This window comes from Methylocella tundrae (assembly GCF_038024855.1).
Taxonomy (GTDB): Bacteria; Pseudomonadota; Alphaproteobacteria; order Rhizobiales; family Beijerinckiaceae; genus Methylocapsa; species Methylocapsa tundrae.
In genome coordinates, this window is the sequence record NZ_CP139089.1 from 1,598,124 (window position 1) to 1,614,014 (window position 15,891).

Genomic DNA, 15,891 nt, shown 5'->3' on the forward strand with positions numbered 1-15,891 from the left:
AAGGGGCTTGATTCAAACGATTGCGTTTGGTTTGTCGCATCTGCGTGCGGCGCGCCGGAGCCGAGTTTTCAAAAAGCCAGCCGGATTATCCTTTGCCCCTGTTTTCCGATATTTTATTTGAAGCGCGGGCCGTCGCGCAGAGCCTTGTTGATCTGTCGGCGGGCGCGCATGTGCGGCTCGGCGTCACCGGATTGTCACGCGCCGGCAAAACCGTTTTCATTACGGCGCTGATCGAACATCTCACCAAAGCGACAAGCCCAAGCCTTCGCGGGCGCAAGAATCCGCTGCCGGTGTTTCGCGTCCACGCCGAAGGCCGACTGATCAGCGGCGCTCTCGAGCCGCAGCCGGACGATAATGTTCCGCGCTTTGCCTATGAAGATCACATGGAGGCGCTAGCCGGCCCCGACGGGCGCGTCGAGGCGCGCCGTTGGCCGCAGTCGACGCGCCGCATCTCGGAGTTGCGCCTTCGCCTCGAATATCAGCAAAAGGCCGGTCTGCGCCCCGGCCGCCATGCGCTGACGCTCGACATCGTGGATTATCCGGGCGAGTGGCTGCTCGACTTGCCGCTGCTTTCGAAGTCCTTCGCACAATGGTCGAGGGAATCCTTCGCCGCCGCCTCCACCGCCGCCCGCGCGCCTCTCTCCGCGCAATGGCGCGGATTTGCGGCGTTGAAAGACGCCAGGGCTAAATTCAACGAGGAGGACGCACGCCGCGCGGCCGAGCTCTTCACCACTTATTTGCGCGCCTGCCGCGCCGAGGAATATAATTTTTCGAGCCTGCCGCCCGGGCGGTTTCTGATGCCGGGCGATCTTGCCGGCTCGCCGGCGCTGACCTTCGCGCCGCTCGCCATCGAGCCAAACGACATTTTCGCGCCCGACTCTCTCGCCGCCATGATGGAGCGGCGCTATGAGGCCTATAAGGCGCATGTGGTGAAGCCCTTCTTCCGGGACCATTTTTCGCGGCTCGACCGGCAGATCGTCCTCGTCGACGCGCTCGCCGCGCTCAACGCGGGACCTGCGGCCATGCGTGATCTTGAACTCGCGCTCGGCGATGTGCTGACCGCGTTCCGCGCCGGTCGCGGCAATGTTCTGTCAGCGCTTTTCCGACCGAAGATCGATCGAATTCTTTTCGCCGCGACGAAGGCCGATCACCTGCATCACACCAGCCATGACAGGCTGGAGGCGATCTTGCACCATTTGACCGCGAGAGCCATTGCCCGCGTTGAAAATGTCGGCGCGGAAGTCGATGTCATCGCGCTCGCGGCGGTGCGCGCGACGCGGGAGGCGAGGGTCAACGGCCATGGCGGCCCCGCGCTCGAAGCGGTCATCGGCGTCCCGCTCGATGGCGAACGCATCGGCGATGAACTTTTCGACGGCAAGACCGAGGCGGCGATCTTTCCGGGCGAGCTTCCGGCCGATCCGCGCGCCGTCTTTCGCGATCCCGCGCATGATCCCCGCCGCCCGGCCTTGGCGCATGAGATCGATTATCGCTTCGTGCGCTTTCGCCCTCCAGTCGCGACGCGGGCCGCCGATGGATCCCTGCTTTCGCCACCCCATATCCGTCTGGATCGCGCGCTTCAGTTCCTTCTCGGGGACAAACTGACGTGACGCTCATACACGAAGGGCGCCTCCATGCAGCCTGACTCCAAACGTCCGCGCGCGTTTCGCCTGCAAGATCTCAATCTCGAATCGAGCGCGGAGACTGAAAATCCGCGCGCGCCAGTGCTGATCGAGCCGACGCGGGACCCCTATGAGGCGGAAGTCGAAGAGGCGATGGCGGAGGCCGGCGGCAATGCCGAGGAAGCGGCCGTCGAGGTCGCGCAGAAAAAGGGCCTCGCGCGGCCCTGGCTCCTGTCGTGGGGCGGCCTCTTCTGGTCGGCCGCCGGCGGCCTCGTCACCTTGAGCTTCGGCCTCTGGCTCAACCATCTTGTCGATGATCTTTTCGCCCAGGCGCCCTTGCTTGGCGCCGTCGGCCTCGGCCTCGCCGTGCTCGCCGGTCTCGCGCTCCTCGTTCTCGCCGGCCGGGAGGCCGCGGGCGTGCTGCGCCAGAGCCGCATCGCCGAATTGCACATCGGCCTGGCCAAAGCGCGCGAGACCGACGACTTCAAAGACGCACGCCGCCTCGTGCAGGAGCTCAGCGCGCTTTACGCCGCGCGCGCCGAAACCGCCCTCGCCCGTGACCAGTTACGCGAACTCGCCCATGACATCGTCGACGGCCGCGACCTCATCGACATCGCCGAGCGCACGCTGATCCATCCGCTCGATCTCGAAGTGCGCCGGGAGATCGCCAGCGCGGCCAAGCGGGTCTCGATGGTGACGGCGATCGCGCCGCGCGCGATCATCGACGTCGTCTTCGTGATCGCGCAGGCAATCCGTCTCATCCGGCGCATCTCGACGATCTATGGCGGACGGCCGGGCCTCCTCGGCTTTCTCAAAGTGCTGCGCTCGATCGGCGCGCATATCGCGATCACCGGCGGCATGGCGGCTGGCGACAGCATCGTGCAGCAGGTGCTCGGGCATGGCATAGCCGCGAAGCTCTCCGCCCGCCTTGGCGAGGGGGTGCTGAACGGCCTCTTGACGGCCCGCGTCGGCCTCTCGGCCATGGCGGTCTGCCGCCCGATGCCCTACGCCGTCGGCAGGGCGCCCGGCGTGCGCGACGTCGCGCCCTTCCTGTTCAGCAAGACCGAGCCGAAAGGGTGAGCGCTGCTTAAGGTCTGAAGGGCCGCAGGCGCGAGGTCTGGTCCCCAACGGATCAGGCGTTTGGCTTTGCAGTCAGACTGCGCACGGAGGCTATTTTGGCGCGCCCAGAGAAGCGGTTCGTTGCGCGAGCAGCTTGTCGATCCGTCGGCCGTCCATGTCGACGATCTCGAAGCGCCAGCCGCCATAGTCAAAATGCTCCCCGACTTCGGGAAGGCGCCCCAATTGACAGAGCGCGAAACCGGCGATCGTATGAAAATCAGCATCGCCTGGCGGGGCCCGCAAGATCAGCCGGCTGAAAGCATCGTGAGCCGGCATCGCGCCGTCGATCAGCAGCGAGCCGTCGTCGCGCTCGACGATGTCCGGTTCTTCGCCCTCGACGTCCGGCAGATCGCCAGCGATCGCTTCGAGCAAATCAGTTTGCGTGACAATTCCTTCCAAGCTTCCGTATTCGTCGACGACTGCCGCGAGGCGCACCGGAGCCTTCTTGAATTGCTCCAACACTCTGAAAATCGATGTCGCCTCGTGAACGACGAGGGGCTCACGGATGACCGCCATTGGATCGAGCGTCTCTCCGCGGAGAACTTGATCGAGCAGATCTTTTTTCAAAATCATGCCCGTCGGCTCGTCAATATCGCCGCGGCCGACCAGCAGCTGTTCGTGGCGGCATTCTCGAATGGTTCGCAGGATCTCTTCACGATCATCATCGGCGTCGATCCAATCGACTTCGCGGCGGGGGGTCATGATGTCGCTGATCCGGCGGTCGCCGATATTGAAAACCCTCTCGACCACTTCCTGCTGCGCCAGATGCAAAAGGCCCCCTTCCTGGCTCGCCGCGACCAGCAGCTTCAGCTCTTCCGGCGAGTGCAGCGATTCCTCGCCGGCGCCTGGGCGCAGACCGAACAGGCGGAGCACCGCGTTGCCGAGGCCATTGAGCAAAGCAATTGCCGGCCGCAGGAGGAACAGGAACAATCCGAGCGGACGCACCACCCAAAGCGCCGTCGCTTCGCTGCGTTGAAGCGCGAGGCTCTTCGGCGCAAGTTCGCCAAGCACAATGTGCAATGCGGTGATGATGACGAAGGAGATTGCGACGGAGACAGCGTGAGAGGCCGCGCCGGCGAACGCTCCCGCCAGGCCGATCAGCAAAGGTTCGATGAGATGCGCCAGCGCCGGCTCGCCAATCCAGCCGAGTGCAAGCGAGGAGATTGTGATGCCGAGCTGGGTCGCCGCAAGATTAGCGTCAAGATTGCCGACTGCGCGCTGCAAGGCGCCAGCATTTATCCGGCCGGAGGCGACGAGCTCTGTCACTCGGCTTCTGCGAACGGAAACCAATGAAAACTCGGCTGCAACGAAAAACCCGTTCGCAGCCACCAGCACGAGAACGGACACGATTCCGAGAATATCGCTCAAACTGCCATCTCCGGGGGGCATGATCTCCTCTCAATGTTGCCGACGCGAACCGGCGCGTCTCGTAAAATGCGAAATGGCGGCATCAGCGGATACCGCCACAAACATGCCCTAGCTGCGACGACCTCGATTGAATCTGGACGGCGCCAATCGTTCCGACCGGTCGCCTCTACGCCGCCTTCCGGGGCTCATCGCAAAGCTTTGCCTCGAAATTTTAGTTCGTCATTTGTTCTTTTCCGCGCTTTTCCAGGATCGTCGAGCGCGCCTTGACGGATACCTTGTTCATGGCCGCGACGAACGACGCCATCCTTACCGCCGCGCGCACTGCGCGCCGCCGATGACATTCTCGCCGCGATTGCCGCTCAACGCCATGCGTGGCCGCCGGACGCGCAACTGCATTCGAGCAGCGGCGGCTTCACGCCGCTTTTTGCTTCGGCGCGATCAGCTTGCGATTGATCAGCACTTCGGCGATCTGAACGGCGTTCAGCGCAGCGCCCTTGCGGAGATTGTCGGCGACAACCCAGAGGATCAGGCCGTTCTCGACCGTCGGGTCCTCGCGGATGCGCGAAATATAGGTCGCGTCCTCGCCCGCCGCCTCATGCGGCGTGATGTAGCCGCCAGCTTCTCGCTTGTCGATCACGAGACAGCCCGGCGCCTCGCGCAGAATATCGCGCGCTTCATCGGCGCTGATCGGATTCTCGAACTCGATATTCACCGCCTCCGAGTGGCCGATAAAGACAGGCACGCGGACGCAAGTGGCCGAGAGCTTGATCTTGGGATCGAGGATCTTCTTCACCTCGACCATCATCTTCCATTCTTCCTTCGTCGAGCCGTCCTCCATGAAGACGTCGATGTGGGGAATGACGTTGAACGCCATGCGCTTTGGAAACTTTTTCGACTCGACCGGATCGGAAACGAAAATCGCGCGGGTCTGAGCGAAAAGCTCGTCCATCGCCTCTTTGCCGGCGCCCGACACCGATTGATAGGTCGAGACCACGACGCGCAGGATCTTCGCCTTGTCGTGCAAGGGCTTCAGCGCGACGACGAGCTGCGCCGTCGAGCAATTCGGATTGGCGATGATGTTGCGCTTCGAGAACCCGGAGATCGCATCGGCGTTGACTTCGGGAACGATCAGCGGCACGTCGCTGTCATAGCGCCAGGCGGAGGAATTATCGATGACCACGCAGCCCTGCGCGCCGATCCGCGGCGACCATTCCTTCGAGACCGCGCCGCCGGCCGACATTAGGCATATATCGACGCTGCTGAAGTCGTAATTGTCGAGCGTCTTGCATTTCAGGGTTTTGTCGCCGAAGGAAACCTCCGTTCCGATCGAGCGCGAGGAGGCGAGCGCGACCACCTCATCGACCGGAAAACGGCGCTCTGCAAGAATGTCGAGCATTTCGCGCCCGACATTGCCTGTCGCGCCGACGACTGCGACCTTGAAACCCATCTTATTCTCCAATTCGGGAGCCTGCGCCCCGGCAACGCAGCGCGGCCCGCGCCCGATACTCGGGCTGGCGGACCTGCTCACTTATTTGCGATCGTTATCCGCCCTGTACATAAGCGATGCGCGCCCTAGCTGCAATGCGACGGGCGCAAGGCCTCGCAGCGGCTACGCTCAAGAAGGCGTTAACAGAGAGAGGCCCCGTAAAGGCTCCGTTGAGCCTAATAGCAAACAGCGGGCGGCCGGTAACGTTTGGCGCAATGTTCGAAACGCATAGTCGCCTCCGGGCCGCTCGACGCGGCGCGAGGAAAGGCTGAAATGCGGCGTTTTGCGTTCGAAGACCAAGGACCGGCGAACGAGATCCGTGAGGCGTTCCATTTCGAGCCGCGCCGGCTGCCGCTGTCGCGAGCCAAACGCTCCAGGCGTTTGCGGCGGCGCCTCATCGGCGCGGCTCTCGGCTCCATCATCTTTGGCGGCGCGCTGGCGCTTTGGCGCCCCGCGAACGACGCGCCCTCCCCCGAATCCCGCGCCGGCCCCCTGGCGCCTTTGCCGGTCTGGACCACCGTCGCTAATGCTCAGCCCTTGTTCGGCCTCGCCTCCCCGGAGTTCGCGCTTGACCTCAAGACCTATGAGGTCCAGCTGCATCGGACCGGCCACGGGCGCCAGGATATTATGGTCTTTGGCGACGTCGGCGGATCTGGTCCGTTCTTGCGCCTGATCGTCTATCGCGTCGGAACCGAAGGCGCGCCAGCCGCCGCATTTTTCGTCGACCTCGCCCGCCGCGCCGCCGAAACGGGACGCGCGATCACCTTCGCCGCGCAGCCGACGGCGCTGCCGACCAGACTGGGGATGTTCGAGGCCGCCGATCTCAATATGACCCGCGCTGGCGCGCCGGACGCGACCTGCCTTGGCTTTCGCAGCCTCGACGCGGAAACATCGCCGGCGCCTCTCGCGCCAACAAAACCGGCAGATCTTCGCATCGCCGGCTTTGCCTGCGCCGCCACAAAGGGCGACGCTGCGCCGGCGCTGACAAAGGAAGCGCTCGCCTGCCTCATCGACAAAATCGACCTCCTGCCAAGCGTCGCCGACACGGACCTTGCCGCCTTCTTCGCCGCCCGGGATCTGAGAGACGCCACGGCCTGCAGGGAAGCCATTTCAAACAATGCGCTTTTAGACAATGAATCTCGGCGGTTACGGCCCGCGGCGCCATAACCCGAATTTTTCCTTCGTTTTACTTGAACGAAAGCGCAAGTGATGCGTTATAAGCGTAGCTTTAGAGGATTTTGACATGTCTTTTGTCGCCCATCGCCATAATGCTTCGATCGTTCTCGCAGCTGCGGCTCTCGCGTCGGTAATTATCCCGGCTTCCGCGCAGACCAAGACGCGCGCGCATCGCGCGCCGCCTGTCGCGGTCGCCTATTCGGGCGAGCGTCCGCCCCTCACTGTCAACAAGCGCAGCTTTCTCGATCCGGGACCCGTCGTTCCGGTCGGCAGCATGTCGAGCTATGTGACGGCCAACACCACTTTCAACCGGACGCCGGATCAGGTGGCTCAGCGGTCGAAATTCGGCAACGAGGAGTTGCCGTGGCCGCTTGAAGTTCCCGGGCGTCCCTCACCGGTGCTTCAATTCGAAACGCCGCGGGTCGACTAGGGCGCTTTCCGATCGAATGGGGTCACTCGATCGATCAGAGATCGCTCCAGAGTCAAAAGCTTGAGCATATTCTCGTCGATCAGCTCGAACCGATCTGATCGGAATATGCTCTGGAGCCTGACGCTGAAAAACTGCTGACCTTTCGGGCCGGCATCATGCGTTGAAACACATGCATTTGTCTCTAGCGACATCGCGTCCGTGAATTTGCGCGAAGCATTGCGGAGGCGAGCGCGCCCGCGCGGCGGACCAGGCGGCCAGGCGGAATTAAAAAAGCGACCGGCGGTGTCCGGTCGCTTTTGTTTTTGACGGGCGTCCCGCTCTTGCGGCTGAAAATCCCGGCTGGTGCATGATGGCGAAAGGTTGCGGACTTCCAGGACCGCATTCTGCTCTAATGCACCGCGATTTTCAGCTCCTCCAGGATGGCGTCGCCCATTTCGCTCGTTGATATGGTTTTCGTCGCTCCGCCCGCAATGTCAGCTGTGCGAAGTCCTTTCTCCAAGACCCTCGCGATCGACCGGTCGAGTCGGTCGGCGAGGTCGTCCATATTGAAGGAATAGCGCAGCGCCATCCCGAGCGAACTGATCATGGCGATCGGATTAGCGATGCCCTTCCCCGCGATATCGGGCGCCGAGCCATGCACAGGCTCGTAGAGCGCCTTGCGCGCGCCGGTCGTCGCGTTTCTCTCGCCAAGCGACGCCGAAGGCAACATGCCGAGCGAACCGGTCAGCATGGAGGCGACATCTGAAAGCATGTCGCCGAACAGATTATCCGTGACGATGACATCGAATTGCTTGGGTCGGCGCACGAGCTGCATGCCGAGGGCGTCCGCGAGCTGATGCTCGAGCTGAACATCGGGAAATTCGCGCACATGCAGAGCCGAGATGACCTCGTGCCAGAGCACCCCCGATTTCATCACATTGCGCTTCTCCGACGAAGTCACCTTGTTGCGGCGCTTGCGCGCAAGCTCGAAGGCGATGCGGCCGATGCGCTCGATCTCATAGGTGTCATAGACCTGCGTATCGATGGCGCGCTTCTGGCCGTTGCCGAGATCAATGATCTGCTTCGGCTCGCCGAAATAGACGCCCCCGGTCAGTTCGCGGACAATCATCAGATCAAGGCCGTCGACCACCTCGCGCTTGAGCGAGGAAGCATCGGCGAGAGCCGGATAACAGATCGCCGGGCGCAGATTTGCGAAAAGCTGCATGTCCTTGCGCAGGCGTAGCAGCCCCGCCTCCGGACGCAGCTCATAGGGAACATTATCCCATTTCGGACCGCCGACAGCGGCGAGCAAGACGGCGTCCGCCGCTTGCGCGCGCTCCATGTCGTCTTCGCTGATGGCGCAGCGATGAACGTCGTAAGCGCTGCCGCCGACGAGCCCCTTCTCTACTTCAAACTTGACGAACCCCTCATAGGTTAGAAAGGCCGCGATTTTCTCCACCTCGGCCATGACTTCGGGGCCAATGCCGTCGCCAGGCAGGACGAGAAGCTTATATGTTGTCATGTTTCAATGTCCGGTGCATCGGGCTTTGCCGCAGAACGCGTTCACGAAAACGCATCCTGCTCATCAAAAGCCTTTGTTTCGACGCATGATGTGGCTCCCAAAGGTCTCAGACCTTTGGGCATCATGCTCCTGGAGCGCGATTTTTCAAGGATCGTTTATGCGCTCTGTCCGCTCGTTTCGACGCTAATCTTCTCGGAAAAGGACGCCGCCTTTCCAAGATCACGCCACTTATTTCCCCATGGCCTCATCCGAAAAGTCTGCAACTTTTCAAGGCCATGGTCTCCTTCAACGCATGGCCTCATCCGAAAAGTCTGCAGCTTTTCGGGGCCATGGTCTCCTTCAACGCATGGCCTTATCCGAAAAGTCTGCAACTTTTCGGAGCCATGCTTTACGCGGCCGCGAGCTGGCGCAGGACGTAGGAGAGAATGCCGCCATTCTTGAAGTAGTCGAGTTCGTCCAGCGTCGCGATGCGAGACAGCAGCGGAACCTTCTTAACCTGACCGTTGGCGTATTTGATCTCCGCCTCCATTTTCTGGCGCGGTTGCAGCGACTCGCCGAGGCCGTGGATGGTGACTTCCTCATCACCCTTGAGCTGCAGGCTTTTCCATGACGTGCCGGGCTCAAACGTCAGCGGTAGAACGCCCATGCCGACGAGATTCGAGCGATGGATGCGCTCGAAGGACTCAGCGATGACAGCGCGGACGCCGAGCAGTTTGGTGCCTTTCGCCGCCCAGTCGCGCGATGAGCCGTTGCCGTATTCGGCGCCGGCGAAGATGACGAGCGGCACGCCTTCCGCCTGATACTTCATGGCGGCGTCGAAGATCGACATTTCCGCGCCGTCGGGCCAGTGCTTGGTGTAGCCGCCCTCGGGCGTCGTCCCGTCAGCTGTCTGGCGGATGAAGTTCTTGATGCGGATATTGGCGAAGGTGCCGCGCATCATGATCTCATGATTGCCGCGCCGCGTGCCATACTGGTTGAAGTTCTCCGCCGAGACCTGGCGCTCGAGGAGATAGGATCCAGCCGGAGAAGCGGCCTTGATCGAACCCGCCGGCGAAATATGGTCGGTGGTGATCTTGTCGCCGAACAAGGCCAGAATGCGCGCGCTCTCGATCTCCTTGACCGGCTCCGGTTCGATCTTCAGGCCCTCGAAATAGGGCGGATTCTGCACATAGGTCGAACCCATGTCCCATTTGTAGGTTTCGCCTTCCGGCGCCTTCACCTTGCGCCAGTTGACGTCGCCGTTGAACACATCGGCGTAACGCTCCTTGAACACTTTTCGCGTCACGAATGCGTCGATGTACTCGGCAATCTCTTCATCTGAGGGCCAGATGTCCGCGAGAAAAACCGGATTGCCCTTCTTGTCGTGGCCAAGCGGCTCGGTATCGAGATCTTTGGTCACTGTGCCGGCGAGCGCATGGGCGACCACAAGCGGCGGCGAGGCGAGATAGTTCGCCTGGACATCGGGGCTGATGCGGCCTTCGAAATTGCGGTTTCCGGAGAGCACGGCCGACGCCACGATGCCGTTCTCATTGATGGATCTCGAGATTTCCGGCGCGAGCGGTCCCGAATTGCCGATGCAGGTCGTGCAGCCGAAACCAACGAGGTTGAAGCCGAGCTTGTCCAGCGATTTCTGCAGGCCGGAAGCCGACAGATATTCGGCGACGACCTGGCTCCCCGGCGCCAGCGAGGCCTTGACCCAAGGCTTCACGCCAATGCCCTTTTCGACCGCGTTGCGGGCGAGAAGTCCGGCGCCGATCAGGACGCTCGGATTCGAGGTGTTGGTGCAGGAGGTGATCGCGGCGATGACGACGTCGCCGTGGCCGAGGGTGAAATCCTTGCCTTCGACCTTGTAGCGTTTGTCGGCGTCTGCGGTCTTGCGATATTCCGTTTCCAGCGCGGTCTTGAAGCCGCTGCCGACGGCGCCAAGTGCGATCCGCCCCTCCGGGCGCTTGGGGCCGGCCATTGACGGCGTGACTGTCGAAAGATCGAGGTCGAGCGTCTCGGTGAAGACCGGATCGGCGGCCGTGCGTGTGCGATAGAGGCCCTGCGCCCGCGCATAGGCTTCAACGAGCGCAACCCGCGCCGGCGTCCGCGCCGAGGTCGTGAGATAGTTGAGCGTTTCCGCGTCGACCGGGAAGAAGCCGCAGGTCGCGCCATATTCGGGCGCCATATTGGCGATCGTGGCCCGATCGGCAAGCGAAAGATGCGCGAGTCCCGAGCCGAAAAACTCGACGAATTTTCCGACGACGCCCTTCTGGCGCAGCATCTGCGTCACGGTCAGGACGAGATCGGTCGCGGTGACGCCGGCGCCGAGTTCGCCGACGATCCTGAAGCCGATGACCTCCGGCAGCAGCATGGACAGCGGCTGGCCGAGCATGCAGGCTTCCGCCTCGATGCCGCCGACGCCCCAGCCGAGCACGGACAGCCCGTTGACCATCGTGGTGTGGGAATCAGTGCCGACGAGCGAATCCGGATAAGCAACCTCGACCGTCTCGGCCTTGCCGCGCGCCGGCTTATATTTTTCTTTTTTCGTCCAGACGGTCTGGGCGAGGTATTCGAGATTGACCTGGTGGCAGATGCCGGTGCCCGGCGGCACGACGCGGAAATTGTCGAACGAGCCCTGGCCCCATTTCAAAAAGCGGTAGCGCTCGCCGTTGCGGCCATATTCGAGATCCACATTGATCTTGAAGGCCTTGTTACTGCCGGCGGCGTCGACGATGACCGAATGGTCGATGACAAGATCAACCGGCACCAGCGGATTGATCTTTTGCGGATCGCCGCCGAGCTTCGTCATCGCGTCGCGCATCGCGGCGAGATCGACGACGGCCGGAACGCCGGTGAAATCCTGCATCAAAACGCGGGTCGGACGAAACGCGATTTCGCGCTCGGTCTTGCCCCTATTGACGAGCCAGGCGGCGACCGATTCGATGTCTTCTTTGGTGACCGAACGGCCGTCCTCGAAACGCAGCAGATTCTCGAGGAGAACCTTCATCGAGAAAGGCAATTGCGAGATGCCGGCAAGGCCGTTTTTCTCAGCCGCTTTCAGCGAATAATAGTGATAGGTTTTGCGTCCGACGGTGAGTTTCTTGCGGCTTTTGAAACTGTCGAGCGAGGCCATGAGCATTATCTCCGCACGTCGGGAAAGGAAGGTACCCGGCTTATAAATAATTTCTACGCCGACAGCTATACGGATGCTAGACAGTTAGCCCAAGCTTTTTATGCGGCATCGGTGCGCTTTTCTCATGCGGCTCTCAGCCTCACGCCTCTCCGTCGAACGCGGCGGACGCGTCATTTTTTCCGATCTTTCTTTCGCGCTTCAGGATGGCGAAAGCCTCGTCGTCACCGGGCGCAACGGCGCTGGAAAATCAACCCTTTTGCGCGCTCTGGCTGGCCTGCTTCCGCTGGCTCAGGGCGAACTCTTGCTTGACGGCGCATGCGACGAAAGTATTAGCGAACAGACGCATTACATTGGGCACGCCGACGCTCTCAAAGGCGCGCTTACCGTTGTCGAGAATCTCGAGTTTCACGCCGCCTTGCTCGATTGCGGGCGCGGCGGAATGGCGCCCTCCGCCGCGCTCGCCGAATTCGGCCTCGGCCATGTCGCGCATCTGCCCTCGACCTATCTTTCGGCGGGCCAGAAACGGCGCGCGGCGCTGGCGAAACTCCTTGTGGCGCGGCGGCCGATCTGGCTTCTCGACGAACCAACCACCGCGCTCGATGCCGCCTCGCAATCCTTGATGACGGCGATCATGGCCGCGCATGTGTCGGACGGCGGCGTCATCATCGCCGCGACACATGCGAAACTGCATCTCGCAGCGCGCGAACTTCAGCTCGGAGCCGCCGCTTGAACACCGAAAAGACGCCGGGCAAAGAGGCCGCGAGATCTCCTCTTCACGCGCTCTTTTTGCGCGAATTGCGGATCGGCCAGCGCATCGGCGGCGGCGCCAGCCTCGGAGTTGTGTTCTTTCTCATCCTCGTCACCTTGACGCCCTTCGCGGTCGGCCCCGATCTCGCCCTTCTCGGACGCATCGCCCCGGCGATGCTGTGGATTTCCGCATTGCTTGCGACGCTTTTGGGGCTAGACCGGCTGTTTCAGGCCGATCATGAGGACGGTTCGCTCGATCTGCTTTTGACGAGCCGGGCCTCGCTCGAGTTGATCGTGCTGACGAAATGTCTCGCGCATTGGCTCCTGACCGGACTGCCGCTCGTCATAGCGGCTCCTTTCTTCGGTCTGATGCTGGCGCTTCCGGTAAACCAATTATGGAGCGTCACTCTGTCCCTCCTCGTCGGGACGCCCGCCTTGACCTTGATCGGCGCGATCGGCGCGGCTCTTACCGTCAGCCTGCGCCGGGGCGGCCTCCTTTTGCCCGTGCTGATCCTTCCGCTCTGCGTCCCGGCGCTGATCTTCGGCGTCGCCGCGGCTGGAGCCGGCGCCAACGGATCACCCTTCGCGCCGCCGTTTTTGATTCTCTGCGCGCTCAGCCTTCTGGCGCTCGTCGGCGCGCCGGTCGCAGCGGCGGCGGCCTTGCGCCAGATGAGCGAATAGCCGGGCGGCGAGGCAACACAATCGGCCTATGATTTACAATTCTAAGCTTTGATTTTCATGAGCCTTCATCCGTTCAGCGCATCAATCGAGGGCACTTGCTCCAGATTGCTCTGTTTTGAGGGTTTCAGCCATGAACCGTAGTTTGCTCACGGGCGCAGCCATATTGACCCTGGCGCTTGCCATTGGCGCGCCGAAACCCGCCAACGCCTTCGAGGGCGGCGTCCGCGGCGGCGGCGCCGATAGAGGAGGAGGCGGAGTTGGAGGCGCCGGGGCCGGAGGCTTCGGGCGCGCGGGGGCGGGAGGGTTCGGAGGCGGCGCCGAGGGCGGCGGCGTCCGCGCTGGAGGCGCCGGCGCCGAAGGCAACGAGTTCCATGCCGGCGCAGCTGGCGCCGAGGGCGGCGGCTTCCATGCGGGCGCCGAGGGCGCCGCCGGTGGCGGCGTCTGGCATGGCGGGGCCGCGGCGGCTGAAGGCGGCGGTTATCACGCCGGGGCGGCCGGCGGCGCTTGGCATGGCGGCGCTTGGCAGGCAGGCGCTGATACGGCGGCGAGCATTATCGGCGCGGACGCAGTCTTGGGCGGCGGCGACGGCGGAGGCGCATATTATGGCGGCGGCGGCGCGGCCTATGGCGGCGGCGCGGGCTATGTAGCGGGCGAAGCCGCCGGAGGCGGCGGTTGGCGCTCGGGCGCGGGGGGCGAGGGATGGACTTCCGGCGCCGCGGCGGCGGGCGGAGGATGGCATGCTGAGGGCGCGGCTGCCGCTGGCGGCGAGGCAGGCGGCGCCGCGGCGGGCGAAAGACATGCCGAAGGAGGCGGATTCGGCGATCGTGGCGGTGGCGGCTTCGGCGATCGCGGCGGCGGCGAAGGGCCCGGGGGCCGTGGAGGCGGGTTCGGCGGCCGTCGATAGCGGCGCCGCGATCCCCGAAGCCGCTGCGGCGACGGTCCCGGATGCGCGGCGACGGCTCTGGATGAATGAATGTGCAAAACTACCGACAGTGATTTACTTTTTTTGCGAAAGCTTCACAAATTGCGCTCATGAATGCCAGAAGATCCGGGCATTTGCTCCAAGAGGCGATCATGAAACGATTTGGGATAGGGGCGCTCGCGGCGGCGTTGATGTTTTCCGGGCTTGCCGGCGCAGCCTTCGCGGAAACTGCGACGCCGCCGGCCGCCAGTAATGATGCGCATCCAGCCATCGAGCCGGCTGCGCTCGAAATCCTGAAAGCGACGAGCGAAAAGCTTTCCGCCGCCAAAAGCATCGCCTTTCACGCGCTTGGCGCTTTCGACGTCCCCGCGCGCGACGGCCAGCCCCTGTTCTATTACAGCCGTTCGGAGGTGCTGCTCGTGCGGCCGAACAAGCTGCGCGTGATCGTGCCTGGCGATGGACCTCCGTCCGAGTTCTATTTCGACGGCTCGACGGTCGCCGTGCTGAGGCCAAAAGAAGATCTCATCGCCATCGCGGAGGTCCCCGGCAATCTCGAAGACATGCTGGAGAAAATCTATCAAAAAGCCGGCATTTATTTCCCGTTCGTCGATTTTCTTGTGTCCGATCCATACAAGGCTCTGACGAGCGGCCTGACGCGCGCATTCGTCATCGGCCAATCGGCGATGATCGGTGGCGTGACCACCAATGTGCTCTCGATTTCAGACGAGAAGGTGCATCTGCAAATCTGGATCGGAGCGGACGACAAGCTGCCGCGCCTCATCTGGGCGACCGGGACGGACGCCGACAAGCCGCGTCACATGGTCGAATTCTCCAATTGGAAGCTCGATGGCGACGTATCGAACGAGGCCTTTGCGCCGAAACGGACAGCCGCGACAAAGCAGATTCCGTTTGCCCGGCCGGACGAGGACCCGGGCCAGAAAAAGCCCTGAGCTGGTTATTCCGCCGGATCATTTTTCGGCCTACGTTTGAAACGCCCTCGCATTCTTAATGACGCTCGATATTGAGGTTTCAGCCATGAATCGCAGTTTGCTCACGGGCGCGGCTCTATTGACTCTGGCGCTGGCGGTCAGCGCTTCGAATACCGCCGACGCGTTCCGCGGCGGCGGGTTCGGCGGCGGCGGCTTCCACGCCGGCGGGGCCGCTGGCGGCGCCTGGCACGCGGGCGGAGTCGCCGGTGGCGGCTTTCATGCGGGTGGCGTCGCCGCAGGCGGCTGGCACGCGGGCGGCGTCGCAGGCGGCGGCTGGCATGGCGGCGCCGTGAATGGCAGCACCTGGCACGCCGACGGCTGGCACGCCGGCGGCTATTATGGCGGCGGCTTCCACGGACCCGCCGTGGTCAACGGCTATTACGGCGGCGGCTGCTGGGGCTGCGGCGCGGCGGCCGTCGGCATCGCGGCGGCTGCGACCGCCGTTGCGATCGGCAGCATGGTCGCGACGGTGCCAGCGGGCTGCCCCTACCAATATGCCAACGGCGTCAATTATTACGTCTGCGGCGGGACCTGGTACCAGCCCTATTACGGCGCCAATGGCCTCTATTATCGGGTCGTTCCGCCGCTTTAGCCCTACAGTGCAACGACCGGAGCCTCGATTGTCAGAATGGCGACGCGTTCCCCGGCGCGGACAGCCGACGGATCGATGCGGGCTGAATTTAGTCAGCGTTCATGCGAGCGCGGCCGACCAAAGCGGCCAGCCGCGCCGCCGGT

Annotated in this window: 13 protein-coding genes; 9 read left to right on the forward strand and 4 right to left on the reverse strand. The window is 63.0% G+C overall.

The genetic code is table 11. The features are described 5' to 3' along the window. Positions 1-92: 92 nt before the first annotated feature. Both SIN04_RS09845 and SIN04_RS09850 read left to right on the forward strand, forming a co-directional pair. Entirely contained in the window at positions 93-1,607 is a 1,515-nt protein-coding gene (locus SIN04_RS09845; RefSeq protein WP_134488737.1) for a YcjX family protein, read from the forward strand. A gap of 24 nt (positions 1,608-1,631) precedes the next feature. Then, positions 1,632-2,699: a YcjF family protein gene (locus SIN04_RS09850; RefSeq protein WP_134488739.1), complete on the forward strand. Its 1,068-nt coding sequence runs from the start codon at positions 1,632-1,634 to the stop codon at positions 2,697-2,699. Between the two features lie 90 nt (positions 2,700-2,789). On the opposite strand, the gene SIN04_RS09855 is transcribed toward SIN04_RS09850, so the two are convergent. Beyond that, positions 2,790-4,127, reverse strand: coding sequence for a hemolysin family protein (locus SIN04_RS09855; protein ID WP_134488741.1), 1,338 nt, complete (start codon positions 4,125-4,127; stop codon positions 2,790-2,792). A 391-nt stretch (positions 4,128-4,518) separates the two neighbouring features. Then, entirely contained in the window at positions 4,519-5,553 is a 1,035-nt protein-coding gene (locus SIN04_RS09860; RefSeq protein WP_134488743.1) for an aspartate-semialdehyde dehydrogenase, read from the reverse strand. 312 nt (positions 5,554-5,865) lie between these two features. Here SIN04_RS09860 and SIN04_RS09865 point away from each other — a divergent pair, with 312 nt between their 5' ends. Then, a complete protein-coding gene (locus SIN04_RS09865; protein WP_134488746.1) occupies positions 5,866-6,759 on the forward strand; it encodes a hypothetical protein in 894 nt (297 codons plus the stop codon). 76 nt (positions 6,760-6,835) lie between these two features. Beyond that, the gene (locus SIN04_RS09870; RefSeq protein WP_134488748.1) at positions 6,836-7,198 is read left to right on the forward strand and encodes a hypothetical protein; all 363 of its coding nucleotides are present in this window, start codon (positions 6,836-6,838) and stop codon (positions 7,196-7,198) included. Between the two features lie 388 nt (positions 7,199-7,586). Here SIN04_RS09870 and leuB read toward each other — a convergent pair whose 3' ends face one another. Both leuB and acnA read right to left on the reverse strand, forming a co-directional pair. Next, the gene (gene leuB / locus SIN04_RS09875) at positions 7,587-8,699 is read right to left on the reverse strand and encodes a 3-isopropylmalate dehydrogenase (protein ID WP_134488750.1); all 1,113 of its coding nucleotides are present in this window, start codon (positions 8,697-8,699) and stop codon (positions 7,587-7,589) included. A gap of 388 nt (positions 8,700-9,087) precedes the next feature. After that, the gene (gene acnA / locus SIN04_RS09880; RefSeq protein ID WP_341264409.1) at positions 9,088-11,817 is read right to left on the reverse strand and encodes an aconitate hydratase AcnA; all 2,730 of its coding nucleotides are present in this window, start codon (positions 11,815-11,817) and stop codon (positions 9,088-9,090) included. 124 nt (positions 11,818-11,941) lie between these two features. Between acnA and ccmA the strand changes: the two genes are divergently transcribed. From ccmA to SIN04_RS09905, 5 genes are all read left to right on the forward strand, one after another. Continuing rightward, entirely contained in the window at positions 11,942-12,547 is a 606-nt protein-coding gene (ccmA, locus tag SIN04_RS09885; RefSeq protein WP_134488754.1) for a heme ABC exporter ATP-binding protein CcmA, read from the forward strand. Next, positions 12,544-13,245, forward strand: a complete 702-nt coding sequence (gene ccmB / locus SIN04_RS09890; RefSeq protein WP_134488756.1) for a heme exporter protein CcmB — start codon at positions 12,544-12,546, stop codon at positions 13,243-13,245. The genes ccmA and ccmB overlap by 4 nt, the downstream gene beginning before the upstream one ends. Positions 13,246-13,375: 130 nt before the next feature. After that, positions 13,376-14,149: a hypothetical protein gene (locus SIN04_RS09895; RefSeq protein ID WP_341264410.1), complete on the forward strand. Its 774-nt coding sequence runs from the start codon at positions 13,376-13,378 to the stop codon at positions 14,147-14,149. A 170-nt stretch (positions 14,150-14,319) separates the two neighbouring features. Continuing rightward, positions 14,320-15,117: a DUF2092 domain-containing protein gene (locus SIN04_RS09900; protein ID WP_166795895.1), complete on the forward strand. Its 798-nt coding sequence runs from the start codon at positions 14,320-14,322 to the stop codon at positions 15,115-15,117. 85 nt (positions 15,118-15,202) lie between these two features. Beyond that, complete coding sequence (locus tag SIN04_RS09905) at positions 15,203-15,748, forward strand: hypothetical protein (RefSeq protein WP_341264411.1); 546 nt, start codon at positions 15,203-15,205, stop codon at positions 15,746-15,748. Positions 15,749-15,891: the final 143 nt, after the last annotated feature.